The sequence below is a fragment of the Lactonifactor sp. BIOML-A5 genome, assembly GCF_009677585.1.
Taxonomy (GTDB): Bacteria; Bacillota; Clostridia; order Lachnospirales; family Lachnospiraceae; genus Lactonifactor.
The window spans coordinates 1-16,910 of sequence record NZ_WKYV01000013.1; the positions used below are offsets into that span (position 1 = coordinate 1).

General features: G+C 47.1%; 15 protein-coding genes. 11 read left to right on the forward strand and 4 right to left on the reverse strand.

Annotation, left to right across the window (positions count from 1 at the left end; all coding sequences use genetic code 11):
- The coding region (locus GKG41_RS23315; protein WP_206671805.1) for a hypothetical protein at nt 1–180 on the forward strand (180 nt) is incomplete at its 5' end.
- Nucleotide 181: 1 nt separating this feature from the next.
- Here the strand turns inward: GKG41_RS23315 and GKG41_RS11540 are convergent.
- Nucleotides 182–1,366: an iron-containing alcohol dehydrogenase gene (locus GKG41_RS11540; RefSeq protein ID WP_154258776.1), complete on the reverse strand. Its 1,185-nt coding sequence runs from the start codon at nt 1,364–1,366 to the stop codon at nt 182–184.
- Nucleotides 1,367–1,616: 250 nt separating this feature from the next.
- On the opposite strand from GKG41_RS11540, the gene glyA reads away from it, so the two are divergent.
- Nucleotides 1,617–2,855, forward strand: a complete 1,239-nt coding sequence (gene glyA / locus GKG41_RS11545; protein WP_154258778.1) for a serine hydroxymethyltransferase — start codon at nt 1,617–1,619, stop codon at nt 2,853–2,855.
- Nucleotides 2,856–2,894: 39 nt separating this feature from the next.
- On the opposite strand, the gene GKG41_RS11550 is transcribed toward glyA, so the two are convergent.
- Nucleotides 2,895–3,575, reverse strand: a complete 681-nt coding sequence (locus GKG41_RS11550) for an AroM family protein (protein ID WP_154258780.1) — start codon at nt 3,573–3,575, stop codon at nt 2,895–2,897.
- Between the two features lie 19 nt (nt 3,576–3,594).
- The gene (locus tag GKG41_RS11555) at nt 3,595–4,536 is read right to left on the reverse strand and encodes a DUF1177 domain-containing protein (protein WP_154258947.1); all 942 of its coding nucleotides are present in this window, start codon (nt 4,534–4,536) and stop codon (nt 3,595–3,597) included.
- 365 nt (nt 4,537–4,901) lie between these two features.
- On the opposite strand from GKG41_RS11555, the gene GKG41_RS11560 reads away from it, so the two are divergent.
- The 6 genes from GKG41_RS11560 to GKG41_RS11585 all read left to right on the forward strand — a co-directional run bounded on the left by GKG41_RS11560 (nt 4,902) and on the right by GKG41_RS11585 (nt 11,857).
- Complete coding sequence (locus GKG41_RS11560) at nt 4,902–6,560, forward strand: ABC transporter substrate-binding protein (RefSeq protein ID WP_154258782.1); 1,659 nt, start codon at nt 4,902–4,904, stop codon at nt 6,558–6,560.
- A gap of 94 nt (nt 6,561–6,654) precedes the next feature.
- Nucleotides 6,655–7,617, forward strand: coding sequence for an ABC transporter permease (locus GKG41_RS11565; RefSeq protein ID WP_072854748.1), 963 nt, complete (start codon nt 6,655–6,657; stop codon nt 7,615–7,617).
- Nucleotides 7,618–8,532, forward strand: a complete 915-nt coding sequence (locus tag GKG41_RS11570; protein ID WP_154258783.1) for an ABC transporter permease — start codon at nt 7,618–7,620, stop codon at nt 8,530–8,532.
- Nucleotides 8,533–8,570: 38 nt separating this feature from the next.
- On the forward strand, nt 8,571–9,584 hold the full coding sequence (locus GKG41_RS11575) for an ABC transporter ATP-binding protein (RefSeq protein ID WP_154258785.1): 1,014 nt from the start codon (nt 8,571–8,573) through the stop codon (nt 9,582–9,584).
- Complete coding sequence (locus GKG41_RS11580; protein ID WP_154258787.1) at nt 9,577–10,560, forward strand: oligopeptide/dipeptide ABC transporter ATP-binding protein; 984 nt, start codon at nt 9,577–9,579, stop codon at nt 10,558–10,560. The genes GKG41_RS11575 and GKG41_RS11580 overlap by 8 nt, the downstream gene beginning before the upstream one ends.
- A gap of 34 nt (nt 10,561–10,594) precedes the next feature.
- Entirely contained in the window at nt 10,595–11,857 is a 1,263-nt protein-coding gene (locus GKG41_RS11585; protein ID WP_154258790.1) for a M20 family metallopeptidase, read from the forward strand.
- 77 nt (nt 11,858–11,934) lie between these two features.
- Here GKG41_RS11585 and trpB read toward each other — a convergent pair whose 3' ends face one another.
- Nucleotides 11,935–13,155 carry a tryptophan synthase subunit beta gene (trpB, locus tag GKG41_RS11590; protein ID WP_154258792.1) on the reverse strand — a complete coding sequence of 407 codons (1,221 nt, stop codon included), beginning with the start codon at nt 13,153–13,155 and terminating at the stop codon, nt 11,935–11,937.
- A gap of 234 nt (nt 13,156–13,389) precedes the next feature.
- Here trpB and GKG41_RS11595 point away from each other — a divergent pair, with 234 nt between their 5' ends.
- Genes GKG41_RS11595 through GKG41_RS11605 form a run of 3 tightly spaced genes read left to right on the forward strand, consistent with a single transcriptional unit; the run spans nt 13,390 to nt 16,881 of the window.
- A complete protein-coding gene (locus GKG41_RS11595) occupies nt 13,390–14,787 on the forward strand; it encodes an alanine/glycine:cation symporter family protein (RefSeq protein WP_154258794.1) in 1,398 nt (465 codons plus the stop codon).
- A 28-nt stretch (nt 14,788–14,815) separates the two neighbouring features.
- The gene (locus GKG41_RS11600) at nt 14,816–15,307 is read left to right on the forward strand and encodes a phasin family protein (protein ID WP_347563313.1); all 492 of its coding nucleotides are present in this window, start codon (nt 14,816–14,818) and stop codon (nt 15,305–15,307) included.
- Between the two features lie 2 nt (nt 15,308–15,309).
- The gene (locus tag GKG41_RS11605; protein ID WP_154258798.1) at nt 15,310–16,881 is read left to right on the forward strand and encodes an AarF/UbiB family protein; all 1,572 of its coding nucleotides are present in this window, start codon (nt 15,310–15,312) and stop codon (nt 16,879–16,881) included.
- The last annotated feature ends 29 nt before the right edge of the window (nt 16,882–16,910 follow it).

The following is a 16,910-nucleotide window of genomic DNA, read 5'->3' on the forward strand; positions in this document are numbered from 1 at the left end:
CTCGTTAATCAGCTGGTGGACTGGATCTTCGGCTCACTCCGCTTAACCTCCCTGACTTGTCCCTATACCCCGGCCCCTGGCCTGGCCCTGTCCCCCCGGTGCTCCCTCCTATATCCGTCCGTCTGCAACGCTGCGCTGGCCGACTATTTTATCTCGAACTTTACATACACAAAACTATAATTTATCTTGCCATCTTATAAATTTCCACCATATCCTCCCGCTTCAGCACCTTCATCATCCCAATAGTCCTCTTATCCTGGAAACTGCATTTATAAGCGAGTTCTTCAATCTGTTCATCGGTTACGTCAATCCCAAGTTCATGAATTGATGTAGGCATCTGAATGGAGCGGAAGAAGTCTTCCATGGCAGCAATCCCAGCAAGGGCTGTTTTTTCATAATCGTTGCCGTCGCAGGAGATATTGAAGACATTTGTGGCAAACTGGGCAAAGCGTTCCGGGCATTCTTTGTAGACATAGCGGGCCCAGCTGCCCCATACAGCGGCCAGCCCTGCCCCGTGGGCTACGTCAAACATGCCTCCCAGCTCATGCTCCAGCTGATGGCAGGACCAATCGCCTCCCAGGGTAGCACATCCGGTCAGGCCGTTGTGAGAAAGGCTTCCCGCCCACATGACTTCTGCACGGGCGTTGTAGTTGGCAGGATCCTGCATCAGGATTCGGGCATTGCAGATTACAGTCTGCATTAAAACCTCGCTGATGCCGTCTGTGAGCTCCATAGTATCAAATGGGACAAAATAACGTTCCATAGTGTGCATAAGAATATCTGTACAGCCACTGGCTGTCTGATAGGGAGGAAGGGTATAGGTAAGCTCGGGGTTCATAACAGCAAACTGGCAGCGGCTGATGTCATCGTTATAGCCTCTTTTAATCCATCCGTCCTCCTTTGTGATTACACAGGAATTGCTCATCTCGCTTCCGGCCGCCGCAATTGTAAGCACGCATCCCAGGGGCAGACAAGCCTTTGCCTGAGCCGTCTTGGCGAAATACTCCCATACATCTGTGCCAGGATTAGCGACCCCGTAGGCAATGGCTTTCGAGGAGTCTATGACACTTCCGCCTCCCACAGCTAATATAAAATCAACATTTTCCTGTTTAGAAAGCTCAATTCCTTCATATACTTTAGATAATCTGGGATTGGGAACTACGCCGCCCAGACTGACATAATCCACCCCTGCGTCTGTGAGAGAAGAAAAGATGCGATCCAGAAGTCCGGAACGTTTGGCGCTCTCACTGCCGTAATGTACCAGAACCTTTTTACAGTTCTGCGCTTTCACCAGAGCTCCCACCTGGTTTTCTGTATCCTTCCCGAATATTACTTTTGTAGGGGCAAAATATTCGAAGTTTTTCATAGAACAACTCTCCTTTGTTATGTAGAATGTATTGCTATCTCTATTAAAACAAATTATTTTAGAATAGTCAAACGAAACGATAGTGCAAAAATTATAATAAACCCTCGAAAAAAATCAAAAAAATGGTGAAAACAGAGAGAGTGTATTTGTGGGACGGATATTTGTCTTTTTCTTATTGCAATGCAGTAGTAAAGTGTATATAATGTAATTTGATGCTGTTACTAAAAGGGAGAATTTAAGGAGGAACATCATGTATTCATTTGATGAGATTAAGGCCGTTGATACGGAGATTGCGGAGGCGATAAAAGAAGAAGTAGACAGGCAGAATTCCCATATCGAACTGATTGCATCCGAGAACTGGGTGAGCAAGGCTGTTATGGCAGCTATGGGAAGTCCTTTAACAAATAAATACGCCGAGGGATATCCGGGAAAGAGATATTACGGCGGATGCGACTATGTAGATGTTGTAGAGAGACTGGCAATAGAGCGTGCCAGAGAGCTGTTCGGATGTGAGTATGTTAATGTGCAGCCCCATTCCGGCGCCCAGGCCAACATGGCAGTATTCTTCGCGATCCTGAAGCCGGGGGATACGGTGATGGGGATGAACCTGGCCCATGGAGGACATCTGACCCATGGCAGCCCGGCCAACATGTCAGGGGCATATTTTAACGTTGTTCCTTACGGAGTCAATGACGACGGCGTGATTGACTATGACAGAGTAAGAGAGATTGCACTTGAGGCAAAACCAAAGCTGATTGTTGCAGGGGCCAGCGCATATGCGCGGGTGATAGATTTTAAACGCTTCCGGGAGATTGCAGATGAGGTGGGAGCATATCTGATGGTAGATATGGCACATATTGCTGGACTGGTAGCTGCCGGTGTACATCCAAGCCCCATTCCATACGCCCATGTAACCACCACAACCACTCACAAAACCCTCAGAGGACCCAGAGGCGGTATGATTTTAAGCAGCAATGAAGTTGCAAAGCAGTTTAATTTTAACAAAGCTGTGTTCCCTGGAATTCAGGGAGGGCCTTTAATGCATGTGATCGCTGCAAAAGCGGTTTGTTTTAAAGAAGCTCTGCAGCCGGAATATAAAGAATACCAGCAGAACATTGTGAAGAATGCCAAAGCACTCTGCGAAGGGCTGCTAAAGAGAGGCATCCATATTGTGTCAGGGGGAACTGACAACCATCTCATGCTGGTAGATCTGCGGGGAACCGGTATCACCGGAAAGGCAATGGAGAAATTACTGGACGAGGCAAATATCACCTGCAATAAAAATGCCATACCAAATGATCCGGAGTCACCGTTTGTAACCAGCGGCGTCCGTCTGGGAACGGCAGCTGTGACAGCCAGAGGTCTGCAGGAGGCAGATATGGACCAGATAGCTGAGGCAGTATCTTTGATGATTCAGTGTCCGGACAATAAAGAGAAAGCAAAAGCAATTGTGAAAGAGCTTACAGAGAGATATCCTCTGAATGCATAAAAAAAGGAATGGAGACTTGTATAGGCCTCCATTCCTTTTTTATGCAAACAATTCATTCAGCAGCCGTGCAATATAGGTTCTGGGAAGTATCACAGGCAGCTGGCAGGAGGCATAGATATCCTCCTTCATCCCGCATCCGTACCCCATACAGTCCAGAAGAACAAAAGCCAGGTCTTTTCCCTTTAAAGCCATTGCCCGCTGCCCCATAAGCTCAGCCTCTTTATACGGAGAGGCTACCACTGGTTCAAAAGCAATGCCGCTGGCAGAAAACCATTCCTTCACCTGGGCAATCTGAGACGAATCCGGTACAAAAAGTCCAATGGGCTTATCCGGCGACAGCTTTTGTACCAGAGCATGCAGGATGGGCTGGGGGGTGATTAAAAGCTTACTGTGGGAAAACTCGGGGAATTTTCCAGTGCACAGCAAGACAGTTGCCTCCGCCCCTTCTCTCTCCGCACGCCGTATGCAGTCCTGAACCAGGGGGATCACTGCCTCTTCTGACATGGTTACCTGCCTGCCGTCCCGCATGCGGGAAACCAGAACAGATTCCCCTTCGCCCGGTGCAAACCGGGCATTGGCCTCATCAAAACTAAAGGGATCCAGAGCACCGTATTCAATTAATTCTATATGCGGGGCAAGCATGGGGCGAATGTCCCCGGTAATATCCACACGGGGAGCCTGCCCTATAGTAACAGCCCCTACTTTTATTGTCTTTTTCATAGGATTACCGCGCTGTGCATTATTTGTCCATGTTGCCAAAGGTCTGGAATACTTTCAGATCTCCGTAGAGCTTCAGGAGATAGTTGTATTCTTCTTCATCATAGAAGGAACACTCTCCCTGGCCGTAGGATTTGGCGACTTCTATGGCAAAGCGTGCGGCGCTCTCTACATCCATGGGATGGCTTGCTCCGGTAGCACAGCCTGCCACGGGCTGTTCCGTAGTGATGGCAACTCCTACCACGGGGGCATCGGTGGCTGTGGTGGGCTGCAGCACACTGTTCAGGTGATAAACATTATTGCCGTAGGGGGTAATATCCTGCTGAGCCAGGGGAAAGACTGCGGGAAGCTTTCCTGTCACACGGGTCATGATATCCAGGAGATCTGCGCTGGTTTTCAGAATATAGCCCTCTTTTACGGTAGGTGAGATAGCAAAACCATTTACATTAATTACTTTATTTCCCTTGGTGGTATCGATAGATACAATGGCATCCATCCGGGGATCCACATCCTTTGCGTTGCAGGTAGCCATATCAATAGGGGAATTCATAAAGGGAACCGGTTTGTGGTCCTGAGTGGGTGCATCCGGACAGATATGTGTGGAGACAATAACATCTCCTTTTAAGATATCCCCGTTGGTATGCATCTCAGCTAACTTCAGACCTGCAGCCACAGCTGCAAGAGCTCCGTCACCGTCGGAGACAAAGCCGGTCATCGTAGGGCGGGCGCCCAGACCGCCCAGACGGCCGATGATTCCCAGCGTGGGTGCCGTTCCTCCTGCAGTCTTTCCTTCGGATCCTGCGATGAGAATCTTAATACTGTCAGTAGTGCCGCGTTCGCCCACGACTGTTTCCATAGAGACCTCTGTGGCCCCTCTTTCTTTCAGCAGTTCAATAATTTCTTTTCCGTTTGCCTGAGGCTTGTCCATTAATTCGAATACTTCTAATACTTGCTTTAATACCATCATTGTCCTCCTTGTACGTTCCGTGGCCGGCAGATTTTCATACACTGAAAAACCGGAAACGGCGTTAATAGTACTAATCTAAGTTTACAGAAGTGACATAAAATGTCAATATACTTTGTGAAAATCATGGTTTAAATGTTAACGGAAATAAAAAAAACAGGAAAAATTTCACAGGACAAAGTCTAAATTATTCATATTTAGGTGAAAATGCTTGATTTCTATGAAATCACAATGTATAATTTTAAGAACAATGAAAGTTGAAAATTCCTATCCTGCATATTTCAGCAGTTTATACCGAGCATTTATCAGGTGGGAGGGAAGGTTCGAAAATTATTGTGAGAATTTCTTAAGGAGGAAAGGTAAGTATGAAGAAGAAATGGATAGCACTCGTCCTTGCAGGTGCTATGGTGATGACCGCTTTCACTGGCTGTGGTAATAAAAAAAGCGATGATTCCGCCACCAAGGACGACAGCGCTGCAACCGAAGAAAGCAGCGGCGAGAGTACAGAGATTGTGAATAAAGAGGCGACAATCGAAGTACCGGAAGAAGTGACAAAGGGTGGAGAACTGAAGATTGCACTGACATCCTCCCCCAAAAATCTGGACCCTGTAAAGTATACGGGTACATACGAAGCACAGATTATTTATCAGGTGTGCGACACAGTTGTAACATATGACAAAGAATTAAAAGAGATTCTGCCCTCCCTGGCAACAGAGTGGAGCATCAGCGATGACGGTATGGAATATACATTTACCATCCGCGATGATGTATACTTCCAGCCGGGAGAATACCAGGACGGAAGACTGATGACTGCAGAGGACGTGGCATATAATATGAATCGTTCTGCTCAGGAATCCGCTATGAACCGTCTGGACATGCTGGATCATGCAGAAGCCATCGATGAAACCCATGTAAAAGCAACATTGAAAGCTCCCAGCGCAGTATTCCTTACCGCTCTGACCAATGCAGGAAATGCAATTGTACCGAAGGAAGAAGTGGAAGGCTGGGGCGAAGAGTTCGGCAACCACTTAGTTGGTACAGGCCCATATGCTATGGAAAAGTTTGAACTGGATCAGCAGACAACGCTGAAAAAGAACGAAAAGTATTTTATTGGTGAGCCGAACCTGGATACTGTAATCTTTAAAGTAATCACAGATGCCAACCAGGAAGTAAACGCTCTGAGAACCGGCGATGTGGATATTGCCACACAGCTTACCGGAGAGACTGTAAAGATCGTTGCTGAAGACGAAACTGTGAACCTGGAAAAAATGGCAGGTATTCAGATCGGATACGCTTACTTTAACATGGTAAATGGACCCACTGCAGATGCAAAGGTAAGAGAAGCCTTAATCAAGGCAGTTGACTACAAAGAACTGGCTGCCGGTGTATACCAGTACGGCGAAGGCGAAGCGGCTTGTCTTCCTCTTCCGAGAGCATCCTGGGGCTATGACGAATCTGTAGAAGCAGATGTTCCGTCCTACGATCCGGATGGAGCCAAGAAGCTGCTGGAAGAAGCAGGTTACGGCGATGGCATAACCTTAAATATGTATATTACAAATGAAACTTTCCGTCAGAAAGCTGCAACGATACTGCAGTCCTACTGGCAGGCAATCGGCGTTGAACTGAAGATTAACACGGTAGAGTGGGGTACCTTCAGTGAGACAGCAGCATCCGGAAAAGCAGATGTATTTGCTATGGCCTGGTCCTGGTATCCAGATCCATACTTCTTCTTTGACAAGATGTTTGCAACCTCCGCTATCGGAACTCTTGGAAACGGCCAGGGATACAGCAACCCGGAAGTAGATCAGTTATTATCTGATGCATTGATTGAGACAGATCAGGCGAAGCGTGCTGAGATGTACAAGAAAGCTCTGAAAATCATTACAGATGATAATCCTGGTATCTTCTACGGCAACCCGGCAGAGTGCCTGGGGATCAATCCTAAGGTGCAGGACTTCAATCAGAGAGCTGATGGTACAATCAAACTTTGTACAGCTGAGGAGAATGTCTGGGTAGTACAATAATTTAGAGAGATTATCGACGATAAAGAGGGACGTAGTTTCACTACGTCCGTCTTTTTCGCATAATAAACAACAAAAGAAACGGTGGTGAAAATTAGTGTTAAAGACAATTGTAAAAAGAATTCTGCAAAGTATTCCCACCCTGCTGATTGTAGTAACCTTTACTTTTATCCTGACCCGTATGATTCCGGGAAATCCTGCTCTTACTATGTTAGGCCCCCAGGCGCCGAAAGAATCTGTGGAGCAGTTGGAGGAAGAACTGGGACTCAATAAGAGCAAGGGGGAGCAGTACGTTATTTATCTGAAGCAAATTTTAAAAGGAGATTTCGGCAGATCCTACTCTTACAACCAGTCAGTGGTGGAGCTAATTAAAGAGAGGATTCCCAATACACTGGTGATCACCCTTACCAGCTTATTAATTGCGCTGGTACTGGGGATGATTGTGGGTATCGTATCTGCGGTGAGGCAGTATTCCATTCTGGACTATATCTTTATGGTACTTGCCCTCATTGGTGTCTCTATGCCTATTTTTTGGCTGGGCCTCATGCTGGTGCTGGTATTCAGTGTTAATCTGGGCTGGCTCCCGGCGATGGGTATGGGCAGCATGGCCAAGGGTGTCTGGGATGTTGTAAGTCACATGATCCTGCCCTGCTTCTGTCTGTCAACTATCCCTATGGCGACCTTTGCCAGAATTACCCGCTCCAGTATGCTGGAGGTAGTGAATAATGATGCGGTGAAAGCGCTCAGGGCCAGAGGCTTGAGAGAAGGGGTGGTAATCTGGAAGCATGCGCTGAAGAACGCGCTTCCCCCCATTGTTACTGTTCTTGGCCTTCAGCTGGCATCTGCGTTTACAGGGGCTATTCTCACAGAAAGTATCTTCTCCTGGCCGGGAATGGGTACTTTAATTGTAAGTGCCATTGATAACAGAGACTACGCACTGATACAGGGTGTTGTCCTGTTTACAGCAATCGTGTTTGTAGTGATTAACCTGATTGTGGATATTGTATATACAGTAATCAATCCAAGGGTAAGCTATGAAAGCGGGAAAGGAGGCAACTAAATGGCAAAGCAGAAAAATACGGCAACCGCAGAGGTTTTAGGCGCAGAAGCCCATTCTCAGCTCATTAAGCGAGAGAGAAGGGCCAATAATGTCTGGAACAAATTGAGAAGAAATAAGACAGCTATGATCGGGCTTGTAATCGTAGTATTTATGATGCTGATGGCCATTTTAGCCCCCCTGATCGCAACCCACGATCCCAATGCGATTAAGCCCTCTGAGACTTATCTGAGCTTTGGGGAGAAGGGACATATTTTCGGGACCGATGAGTTTGGACGTGATTTATTTTCCCGGATTGTATACGGCGCCAGAGTTTCACTGATTGCGGCTATCGGAGGCACCATAGTAGGCGCGATCATCGGGATCCTCCTGGGTCTGCTTTCCGGATATCTGGGAGGCGCCGTGGATGCAGTTGTTATGCGCCTTATGGATGGTATGCTGGCATTTCCCTTTGTGCTTCTGGCTATTATTCTCATGACAATTCTGGGGTCAGGACTGCCAAACGTAATTCTGGCCATAGGTATTGGAAATGTACCCAGCTTCGCCCGAGTCGTCCGGGGACAGGTACATATTGTAAAAAACGAAGAGTACTGCAATGCCGGGCGGGTGCTGGGCGTATCTAACATAAGAATGCTCTTCCGCCACATTCTTCCGAACACCATTTCTCCTATTATCGTATATGCTACGCTCAATGTAGCAGGAGCTATTATATCAGAGGCAACCTTAAGCTTCCTGGGACTGGGGATTTCACAGCCAACCGCATCCTGGGGAAATATATTAAGAGCTGGAAAGGACTGTCTGAATACAGCTCCGCATATTGCAACTATATCAGGTATTTTCATCCTTATCACCGTACTGGGATTCAACCTTTTTGGTGACGGCGTCCGTGACGTGCTGGATCCTAAGATGAAGAAGTAACAGGAAAACAGAAAGCAAAGAACAGTGAGGACGAAAATATGAGTGAAAATTTACTAACAGTTAAAGATTTAAAGACGTATTTCTTCACGGCCAGCGGTGTGTCCAAGGCGGTAGACGGTGTGAGCTTTACTCTGAAAAAAGGTGAGACCATGGGCATCGTAGGAGAATCCGGATCCGGCAAAAGTGTAACTGCTTCGTCGATCATCCGTCTTCTCCCTCCAAAAATCGGAAGGATAGTGGAGGGCACCATCGACTTTGAAGGAAAAGATATTATAAAGCTGAACAAAAAAGAACTGCTGAACTTCAGAGGGAAGGATATAGCGGTTATCTTCCAGGACCCTATGACTTCTCTGGATCCGGTATTTAAGATAGGCAATCAGATGGTAGAAATGATCTGTGCCCATCAGGATGTATCCAAAGAAAAAGCCAGAAAGATGGCAGTAGAGGCTCTTAAGAAAGTTGGGATCCCACAGCCGGAAAAACGGATGGAATCCTATCCCTATGAGCTGTCCGGAGGAATGTGCCAGCGAGTTATCATTGCAATGGCCGTATGCTGCAAGCCGAAAATGGTAATTGCAGATGAGCCTACCACGGCTCTTGACGTAACAGTGCAGGCACAGGTTCTGGAACTTCTGCAGGAACTCCAGGATGAGATGGATACCTCTATTCTCCTGATTACCCATAACCTGGGAGTTGTCTGGAAGATGTGCGATACGGTTATGGTTCTCTATGCAGGCAAGACGGTAGAGTATGCGGATACGAAAACACTCTATGCACAGCCTCTGCACCCCTATACCTGGGGGCTGCTTGATTCCATGCCTAAGCTGAGCGATACGGTAAAAGGCGAGCTCAATACCATACCGGGTGTCCCCCCGGATCTGCGTCTGACAGGTAAATGCTGTAATTTCTATAACAGATGTCCCTACGCTACAGAGAGGTGCGGCAAGGAGGTGCCGGAGCTGGTGGAAGTGGAACCGGGACATTTTGTGGCCTGCCACAGGCAGAACAAAGAGAATAAACTGGTGAGAGGAGAGGAAAACCGCGATGAGTGATAAGAAAGTGATACTAAAGGTTAGGAATCTCACCAAAGAATTCAAGATCAGAGCACAGAAGTTCGGGGAACAGCCTCAGATTCTTCACGCGCTGACAGATGTATCTGTAGATATCTATGAGGGAGAAACCCTGGGTATCATCGGGGAGTCTGGCTGCGGCAAATCGACGTTCGGAAAATGCCTGGTTCAGCTGCACAAAGCGACAGCGGGCAGTGTGGAGTACAATGGCCGGAATATCTTTGAACTGAAAAAAGAGGAGCTGAAGAACCTAAAAAGAGATATTCAGATGGTATTCCAGGACCCGTTTTCTTCTCTGGATCCCCGTATGACAGCGGGAAAACTGGTAGAAGAGCCAATGATTGTTCATAAGGTAGTTACCGATAAAGCGGAAAGGAGCAGGAAAGCTCTGGAGCTTCTTCAGACTGTGGGACTGGATGTGCAGCACGTACACCGCTATCCCCACGAGTTCTCCGGAGGGCAGAGGCAGCGTATTAACGTGGCCAGAGCCCTGGCACTGAATCCAAAGCTGATTGTTTGTGATGAGCCGGTTTCAGCTCTGGATGTATCCATTCAGGCACAGGTGCTGAACTTATTTAACCAGCTGCAGAATGAATATAACCTGACGTATGTGTTTATCTCTCATGACCTGAGTGTAATCAAACACATCAGTGATAGAATTGCCATCATGTATCTGGGAAGAATTGTAGAACTCTGCGATGCCAACAGCATTTACGAGAATCCGCTGCATCCTTATACACAGGCATTGCTATCTGCGATTCCTCCGGAATCTCCCTTTGAAAAAAGAGAGCGTATTGTTCTTTCCGGTGAAATTCCAAGTCCTATTGGAGAGCAGAAAGGATGTCCTCTGGCAAAGCGCTGCCCGAAATGTATGGAACGATGCAAAACGGATGCTCCGCAGCTAAAAGACGTGGGTGACGGACACCGTGTAGCCTGCTTTTTATTCGATGATAAATAAAGAAGCCAAATTATGAAAAGGAAGTGTGTGGAACATGAGCTGTAAATCAAGAGATGAAGTATTGGAACTGGCAAAAAGCAAACTGGATGAACTCATAAAGCTCACCTCGGATTTGATTAAAATTCCAAGTGAGAATCCCATAGGCAGTCAGAGAGGCGTGATTGATTTTGTCAAAAATTATCTGAGCGAGGCGGGTATTCCCTGTGAGGAAGTGGGATGCAACCCTGACTTTCCCTGTGTAGTAGCCAAGATCGGAAAAGATGAGGGCTTCAGCGTTATTTTGAACGGACATGTCGATGTGGTTCCGGCAGGGGACAGGGCACAGTGGGATTTTGAGCCTTTCTCCGGAGAGATCACAGATAAGTGTATCCTTGGAAGGGGAACCTCTGATATGAAAGCCGGCGTTGCCGGAGTCTTGTTTGCAATGAAGATTCTGGTAGAATCCGGGGCGGAATTGAACGGAAACATTCGTCTTCATATTGTGTCTGACGAGGAAAGCGGCGGCCAGTTCGGCACTAAGTGGCTGTGTGCCAACGGATATGCGGAAAACGCAGATGCCTGTCTGGTGGCGGAGCCTACAGGCCACAACACCATTGAGATAGGACAAAAGGGAAGAGTGGATCTGGTATTAAAATCCTACGGAAAATCTGCCCATGGAAGTCTGGCCGGCTTTAAAGGAGAGAATGCCATCCTGAAGCTTATAAAAGTGCTGGAGAATATAAATATGCTCAGGGAGATCGGGGGCTGCTATAAAGAAAGCCAGGCCCAGGCCCTGATCAACTCTAAGCTGATTGCAGATCAGAAAAACGGAGCCGGCACAGGGGATGTGATTGACCATGTATCTGCCAATGTGGGGATGATCAAAGGTGGAACCCGGCCCAATATGGTGCCGGATTACTGTGAGGTGACCGTGGATCTGCGCCTTCCTATTGGAGTAGGTGCCAAAGAGATAGAAGACTGTGTGAAAAAGGTCATTGAAAAGAGCGGCGTTACAGGCGTAGAGTACGAGCTGGATTTCCAGACCTTTGGAAACTATACAGAGATTGATGCCCCTATTGTAGAAGCAATTAAGAAACATGCGGAGGCGCTTTGGAAGGATGAAGTGCTGCCTGCGTATCAGTGGGCATCCAGTGATGCAAGGGACTACCGTGTGAAAGACATCCCAACCATTCAGTACGGCCCGTCCAACACGGTAGGAATTCATTCCTATAATGAAACCGTGGATATCGAGGATGTGAAAAATGCGGGGCAGATTTACCTGCTGTCCCTCTGCGATCTGATGGGGATTGCAGAATAGAAAAAAGAGGAGCCAACTTCGGTGGCTCCTCTTTTTTCTGTGAAATGCAGATGGGAGGGTAATCCCTCCAAGTCTGTCTATTTGGATAGAAACTGTTCTCCGTATCCGTAATGTTCTACTACATAATCAAGATCCTTGTCCCCCCTGCCGCTTAAGCAGACAAGGATGGAACCCTGTCCCATTTCCTGAGCCTTTTTGGTGGCATAGGCTACTGCATGAGAACTTTCAATTGCGGGGATAATACCCTCATAGCGGGATAGCTCAAAGAATGCCTTCATGGCGTCATTGTCATCCACAGTTGTATATTGAACTCTTCCCAGATCATGGAGGAATGCATGTTCAGGACCTACAGAGGGATAATCCAGTCCGCTGGCGATGGAATAAACCGGAGCAGGCTCTCCCTTTTCATCCTTCAGCATTATGCTTTCAAACCCATGCATAATACCCTTTTCCCCATAGGTCATAGAGGCAGCGTGGTCTCCCAGATGGGAACCCCGTCCCAGAGGTTCGATTCCCACAATATCCACAGGATCTTCTAAGAAAGGCACAAACATTCCGATGGAATTGCTGCCCCCGCCCACACAGGCGCATACCACATCGGGAAGCAGCCCGGTCATTTCTTTAAATTGATCTCTGGCTTCATCCCCTACAACCGCCTGGAAGTCCCGAACCATGAGAGGAAAGGGGTGAGGCCCTAATGCGGAGCCGATGCAGTAAATAGAGTCTTTATAATTCTTTGCATAAGATGCAAAGGCAGAATCCACGGCCTCTTTTAAGGTTTTTAAGCCATGCGTCACAGGAACGACATTGGCGCCCAGAATCTTCATTCGGGTAACATTGGGGGCTTGCTTGGCAATGTCCACTTCACCCATATGGATCTCGCATTCTAAGCCGAAGAAAGCAGCAGCTGTAGCAAGGGCAACGCCATGCTGGCCGGCACCGGTTTCTGCAATCAGACGCTTTTTCCCCATAAATTTGGCCAGAAGTCCTTCTCCCATACAGTGGTTGAGCTTATGGGCTCCCGTGTGGTTCAGATCTTCCCTTTTTAGATAAATCTGGCAGTTTCCATACATTTTGGAAAGCCGTTCACAGTGATATACCGGGGTTGGACGTCCCTGGAATTCCCGGCGGATTCTTCTGAGCTCACTGATAAACTGGGAAGAATGGCAGATGGTCTGATAGGCATCTGAGATCTCTTCAAATGCGGGTTTTAACTCATCGGTCAAAAATGCCCCGCCATAGGAACCGAACCAGCCATCCTTGTCCGGGTAGTTTCTTAAATATGTTCTGTAATCCATAATTACCTCCCTGATTGGATGCCATAATAAGGCAGCACTCTTTGTTTATTATAGCACAGGAGAGAGGGATAAAAAACAGTTATCACAGATAAAACTGTTGGAAATGGGAGGATATTGTACTAATATGGTTGTTATTCTCCAGGATTTATAATACAATACAAAAGATGCTGTGCCAAAATCGGGAGAAAATGAGGGGCAGACAGCAAATCGATATAGGTATCAGGAGGAAAAAGAATGTTGGATGTAATAAATCAGTGGATTGCCCAGGCAAATGATTTTTTGTATGGTTATATCCTGATCGCCCTGCTGGTGATCAGCGGAGTATATTTTACGATTCGTACCAAATTTGTTCAGATACGGTTATTTCCGGAGGCAATCCGTGTTCTGACAGAGAAGAAAAAGGAAAAGACAGGAGTTTCTTCGTTTCAGGCATTAATGATCTCAACCGCCTCCAGAGTGGGGACGGGAAATATCGCAGGAGTTGCCACAGCGCTCTCCATGGGAGGTGCGGGGGCGATTTTCTGGATGTGGGTGATGGCCATAGTGGGAAGCGCCTCTGCCTTTGTAGAGAGTACACTGGCCCAGGTCTATAAAGAGAGAGACGGGGAGGTATTCCGGGGCGGTCCTGCCTACTATATTCAGTATGCACTGGGGCAGCGTTGGCTGGGAATCATTTTTTCAATCTTACTTATTGCGTGCTTTGCCTTTGGATTCAACGCCCTTCAGTCCTTTAATGTGAGCTCAGCCTTTGAGTATTATGTGGAGGATTATGCCAATAGCAGCGTACCCATGATCATAGGGCTGATCCTGGCGGCGGCTACCGCTCTGGTGATTTTTGGAGGCGTTCAGAGAATCGGTATTATTACCTCGGGAATAGTACCCGTGATGGCGCTTCTTTATATTGTTTTAGGGCTTTATATTACCTGTACCAATCTGGGGAAGCTTCCGGACATATTTGGGGAAATATTCGCCGGCGCTTTTGATTTCAAATCCATTGCAGGAGGTTTTGCAGGTTCCTGTGTAATGTATGGGATCAAAAGGGGGCTTTTTTCTAATGAGGCAGGTATGGGATCTGCCCCCAACGCAGGGGCAACAGCAGATGTTTCCCATCCTGCGAAACAGGGAATGGTACAGATGCTTTCTGTATTTATAGATACTATTTTAATCTGCACCACTACGGCAATGATGCTGCTGAACTTTGGGACGGGCAATCAAGAACTCACCGGCATGCCCTATGTCCAGCAGGCTGTGAATGCCGAGGTAGGGGTGTGGGGAATTCACTTTATTACAGTATCTATTTTCCTGTTTGCGTTCAGCTCGCTCATCGGGAATTACTGCTACGCAGAGTCAAATCTGAAATTCATCAAAGACAGTAAGGGCCTGCTTTTCGTCTTCCGCATAATTGTGGTGGGCGTGGTATTTGTAGGTGCACAGGCCAATTTCGATACCGTCTGGAATCTGGCCGATGTGCTCATGGGGCTGATGGCTATTGTGAATATCGGAAGTATTCTTCTTCTGAGCAGGATATCTATGAAAGTCATGAACGATTATACCAGACAGAAAAAAGAAGGAAAGGATCCGCAGTTCCATCCTGACAAGCTGGGGATTAAAAACACCCAGTGCTGGAAATAGATTATAGATTGGTAAGAATCATAAATTATTGATAAAATCTTTCTATAAATGGGGAAATCGTCTGATAATATGTTATACTATAGAAGTATCATACGAAGAAACTTTCGGAATTTTAGAAAAAGAAAGGAAGGTCCTTATGGAGATAGGCGAAGGATTAAAGAAAATATTTTTGGCAGGAGTAGGCGCAGTGGCTACTACCGCGGAATCTGCTAAGGAGATTGTGGATACCCTGGTAAAAAAAGGTGAGATTACAGTTGAACAGGGAAAGGTTCTCAACGAAGAGCTGAAACGCAGCGCCAAAGAGAAAGTAAATGATCATGTCACAGTTAACATCGTAAAGGAATACAGAGATGCCATGAAAGCTGTGGATCATATGACAAAAGAAGAGTTAGACGAATTAAAAGAAAAGATTGCCAACCTGGAAAGACAGGAGGCAGAGGAAGCAAAAGGTGATGACTGCGGATGCGAAGAGACGGAAGAAGAAGCAGAAGCAGAGGAAGAGAAACAGGAAGAGGAATAGACATGGAGACTTCCAGCGGCCGGCTGAGCGAAATACTCTGTGTGCTGAAGAAGCATCATTTAACAAAAGGGCTGACCCCTGTAAAACTGAGGGAGATTCTTGAGGAGCTGGGGCCTACGTATGTAAAGCTGGGACAAATTATGTCCATGCGGTCAGACATGCTTCCGGAGGCTTACTGTAGAGAATTGACAAGACTTCGGACACAGGTAAAGCCCCTTCCATTTGAGACAATTAAAGATGTCATTGAAAAAGAGCTGGGAAGGCCTGCGGAGGAATTGTTTTCTGAAATTTCTCCAGAGCCTCTCGGCTCTGCTTCTATTGCCCAGGTACATCCAGGGCGTCTCAAAAACGGGGACAAGGTTGTGCTAAAGGTGCAGCGCCCGGCCATAAAGGAAATTATGGCAAATGATATTGAACTGATGATGCGGGCGGTGAGAATCCTGAAAGTCACCATGGGAACCGGAGAGCTGATTGATTTCAAAATGATTATTCAGGAGCTCTGGAAAACTTCTCAGGAAGAGATGGATTTTATGCGTGAGGCGGGCAACTGTGACTTGTTTTATGAGAATCAGAAGGATATTGTTTACGTCACATCTCCCCGGGTATATCATGAGTATACAACTCCTAAGCTTCTGACCATGAATTATATCGGAGGCGTACAGATAGATCAGACAGACCGTCTGACGGAGCTGGGCTATGACATGGAGGAGATCGGAAGAAAAGCAGCGGAGAATTACTGCAAGCAGATTCTCGAGGACGGCTTTTTCCATGCGGATCCACATCCGGGGAACCTTTGGATCTCCGACGGACAGGTGGCATGGCTGGATCTGGGAATGGCAGGACATCTGTCCGAGCACAATAAGATGCTTCTGAAACGGGCTATTATGGCTTTGCTGAAGAATGATATGTATGAGCTGAAGAATGTTCTCCTGGCGCTCGGTGAGGCGAAGGAGCGGGTGAATCACGCAAGGCTCTATACAGACATTGATGATATTGTGAGCAAATATATGACTATGGATTTTGGCAATATGAGACTGGGTGAACTGATTGAAAAGCTTCTGGATCTTGTAAAAGAGCATCACATAGCCATTAATACGGATATCACCCTGCTGGGAAGGAGCATGATTACCATGGAGGGCACCCTGAGTGCCTGTGCACCGGAGGTGAATATACTCCAGATCCTCACCAACTATATGTCTTCCCTGCTGTTCCGTGAGATGGATCTGAAAAAGGAACTCAGGCATAAAGGGCGTCTTTTGTATACATCACTGGATAAGTATATGGAGATTCCCGCACAGCTCTCAGATCTTCTGAATATAACGAAGAATGGCCAGACAAAGCTGAATCTGGATCTTGTGGACAGCAGAAAGATGCAGGAAGTATTTCAGAGATCAGCAGACCGCCTGGTGTGGGGGATCCTGGCAGCTGCGCTGTTTATTGGCTCAGGGCTATTCTGTCTGACAGACATCAGGCCTCAGATACTGGGAATGCCCTGGGTAAGTTTCCTGGGATTTGTATTGTTCTGTCTGCTGCTGATTGGACTGTTCCTGGGAACAATCCGCAGAAAAAAGTAAGAGACGGGCTTCTTCCCTGTGAAGCCCGT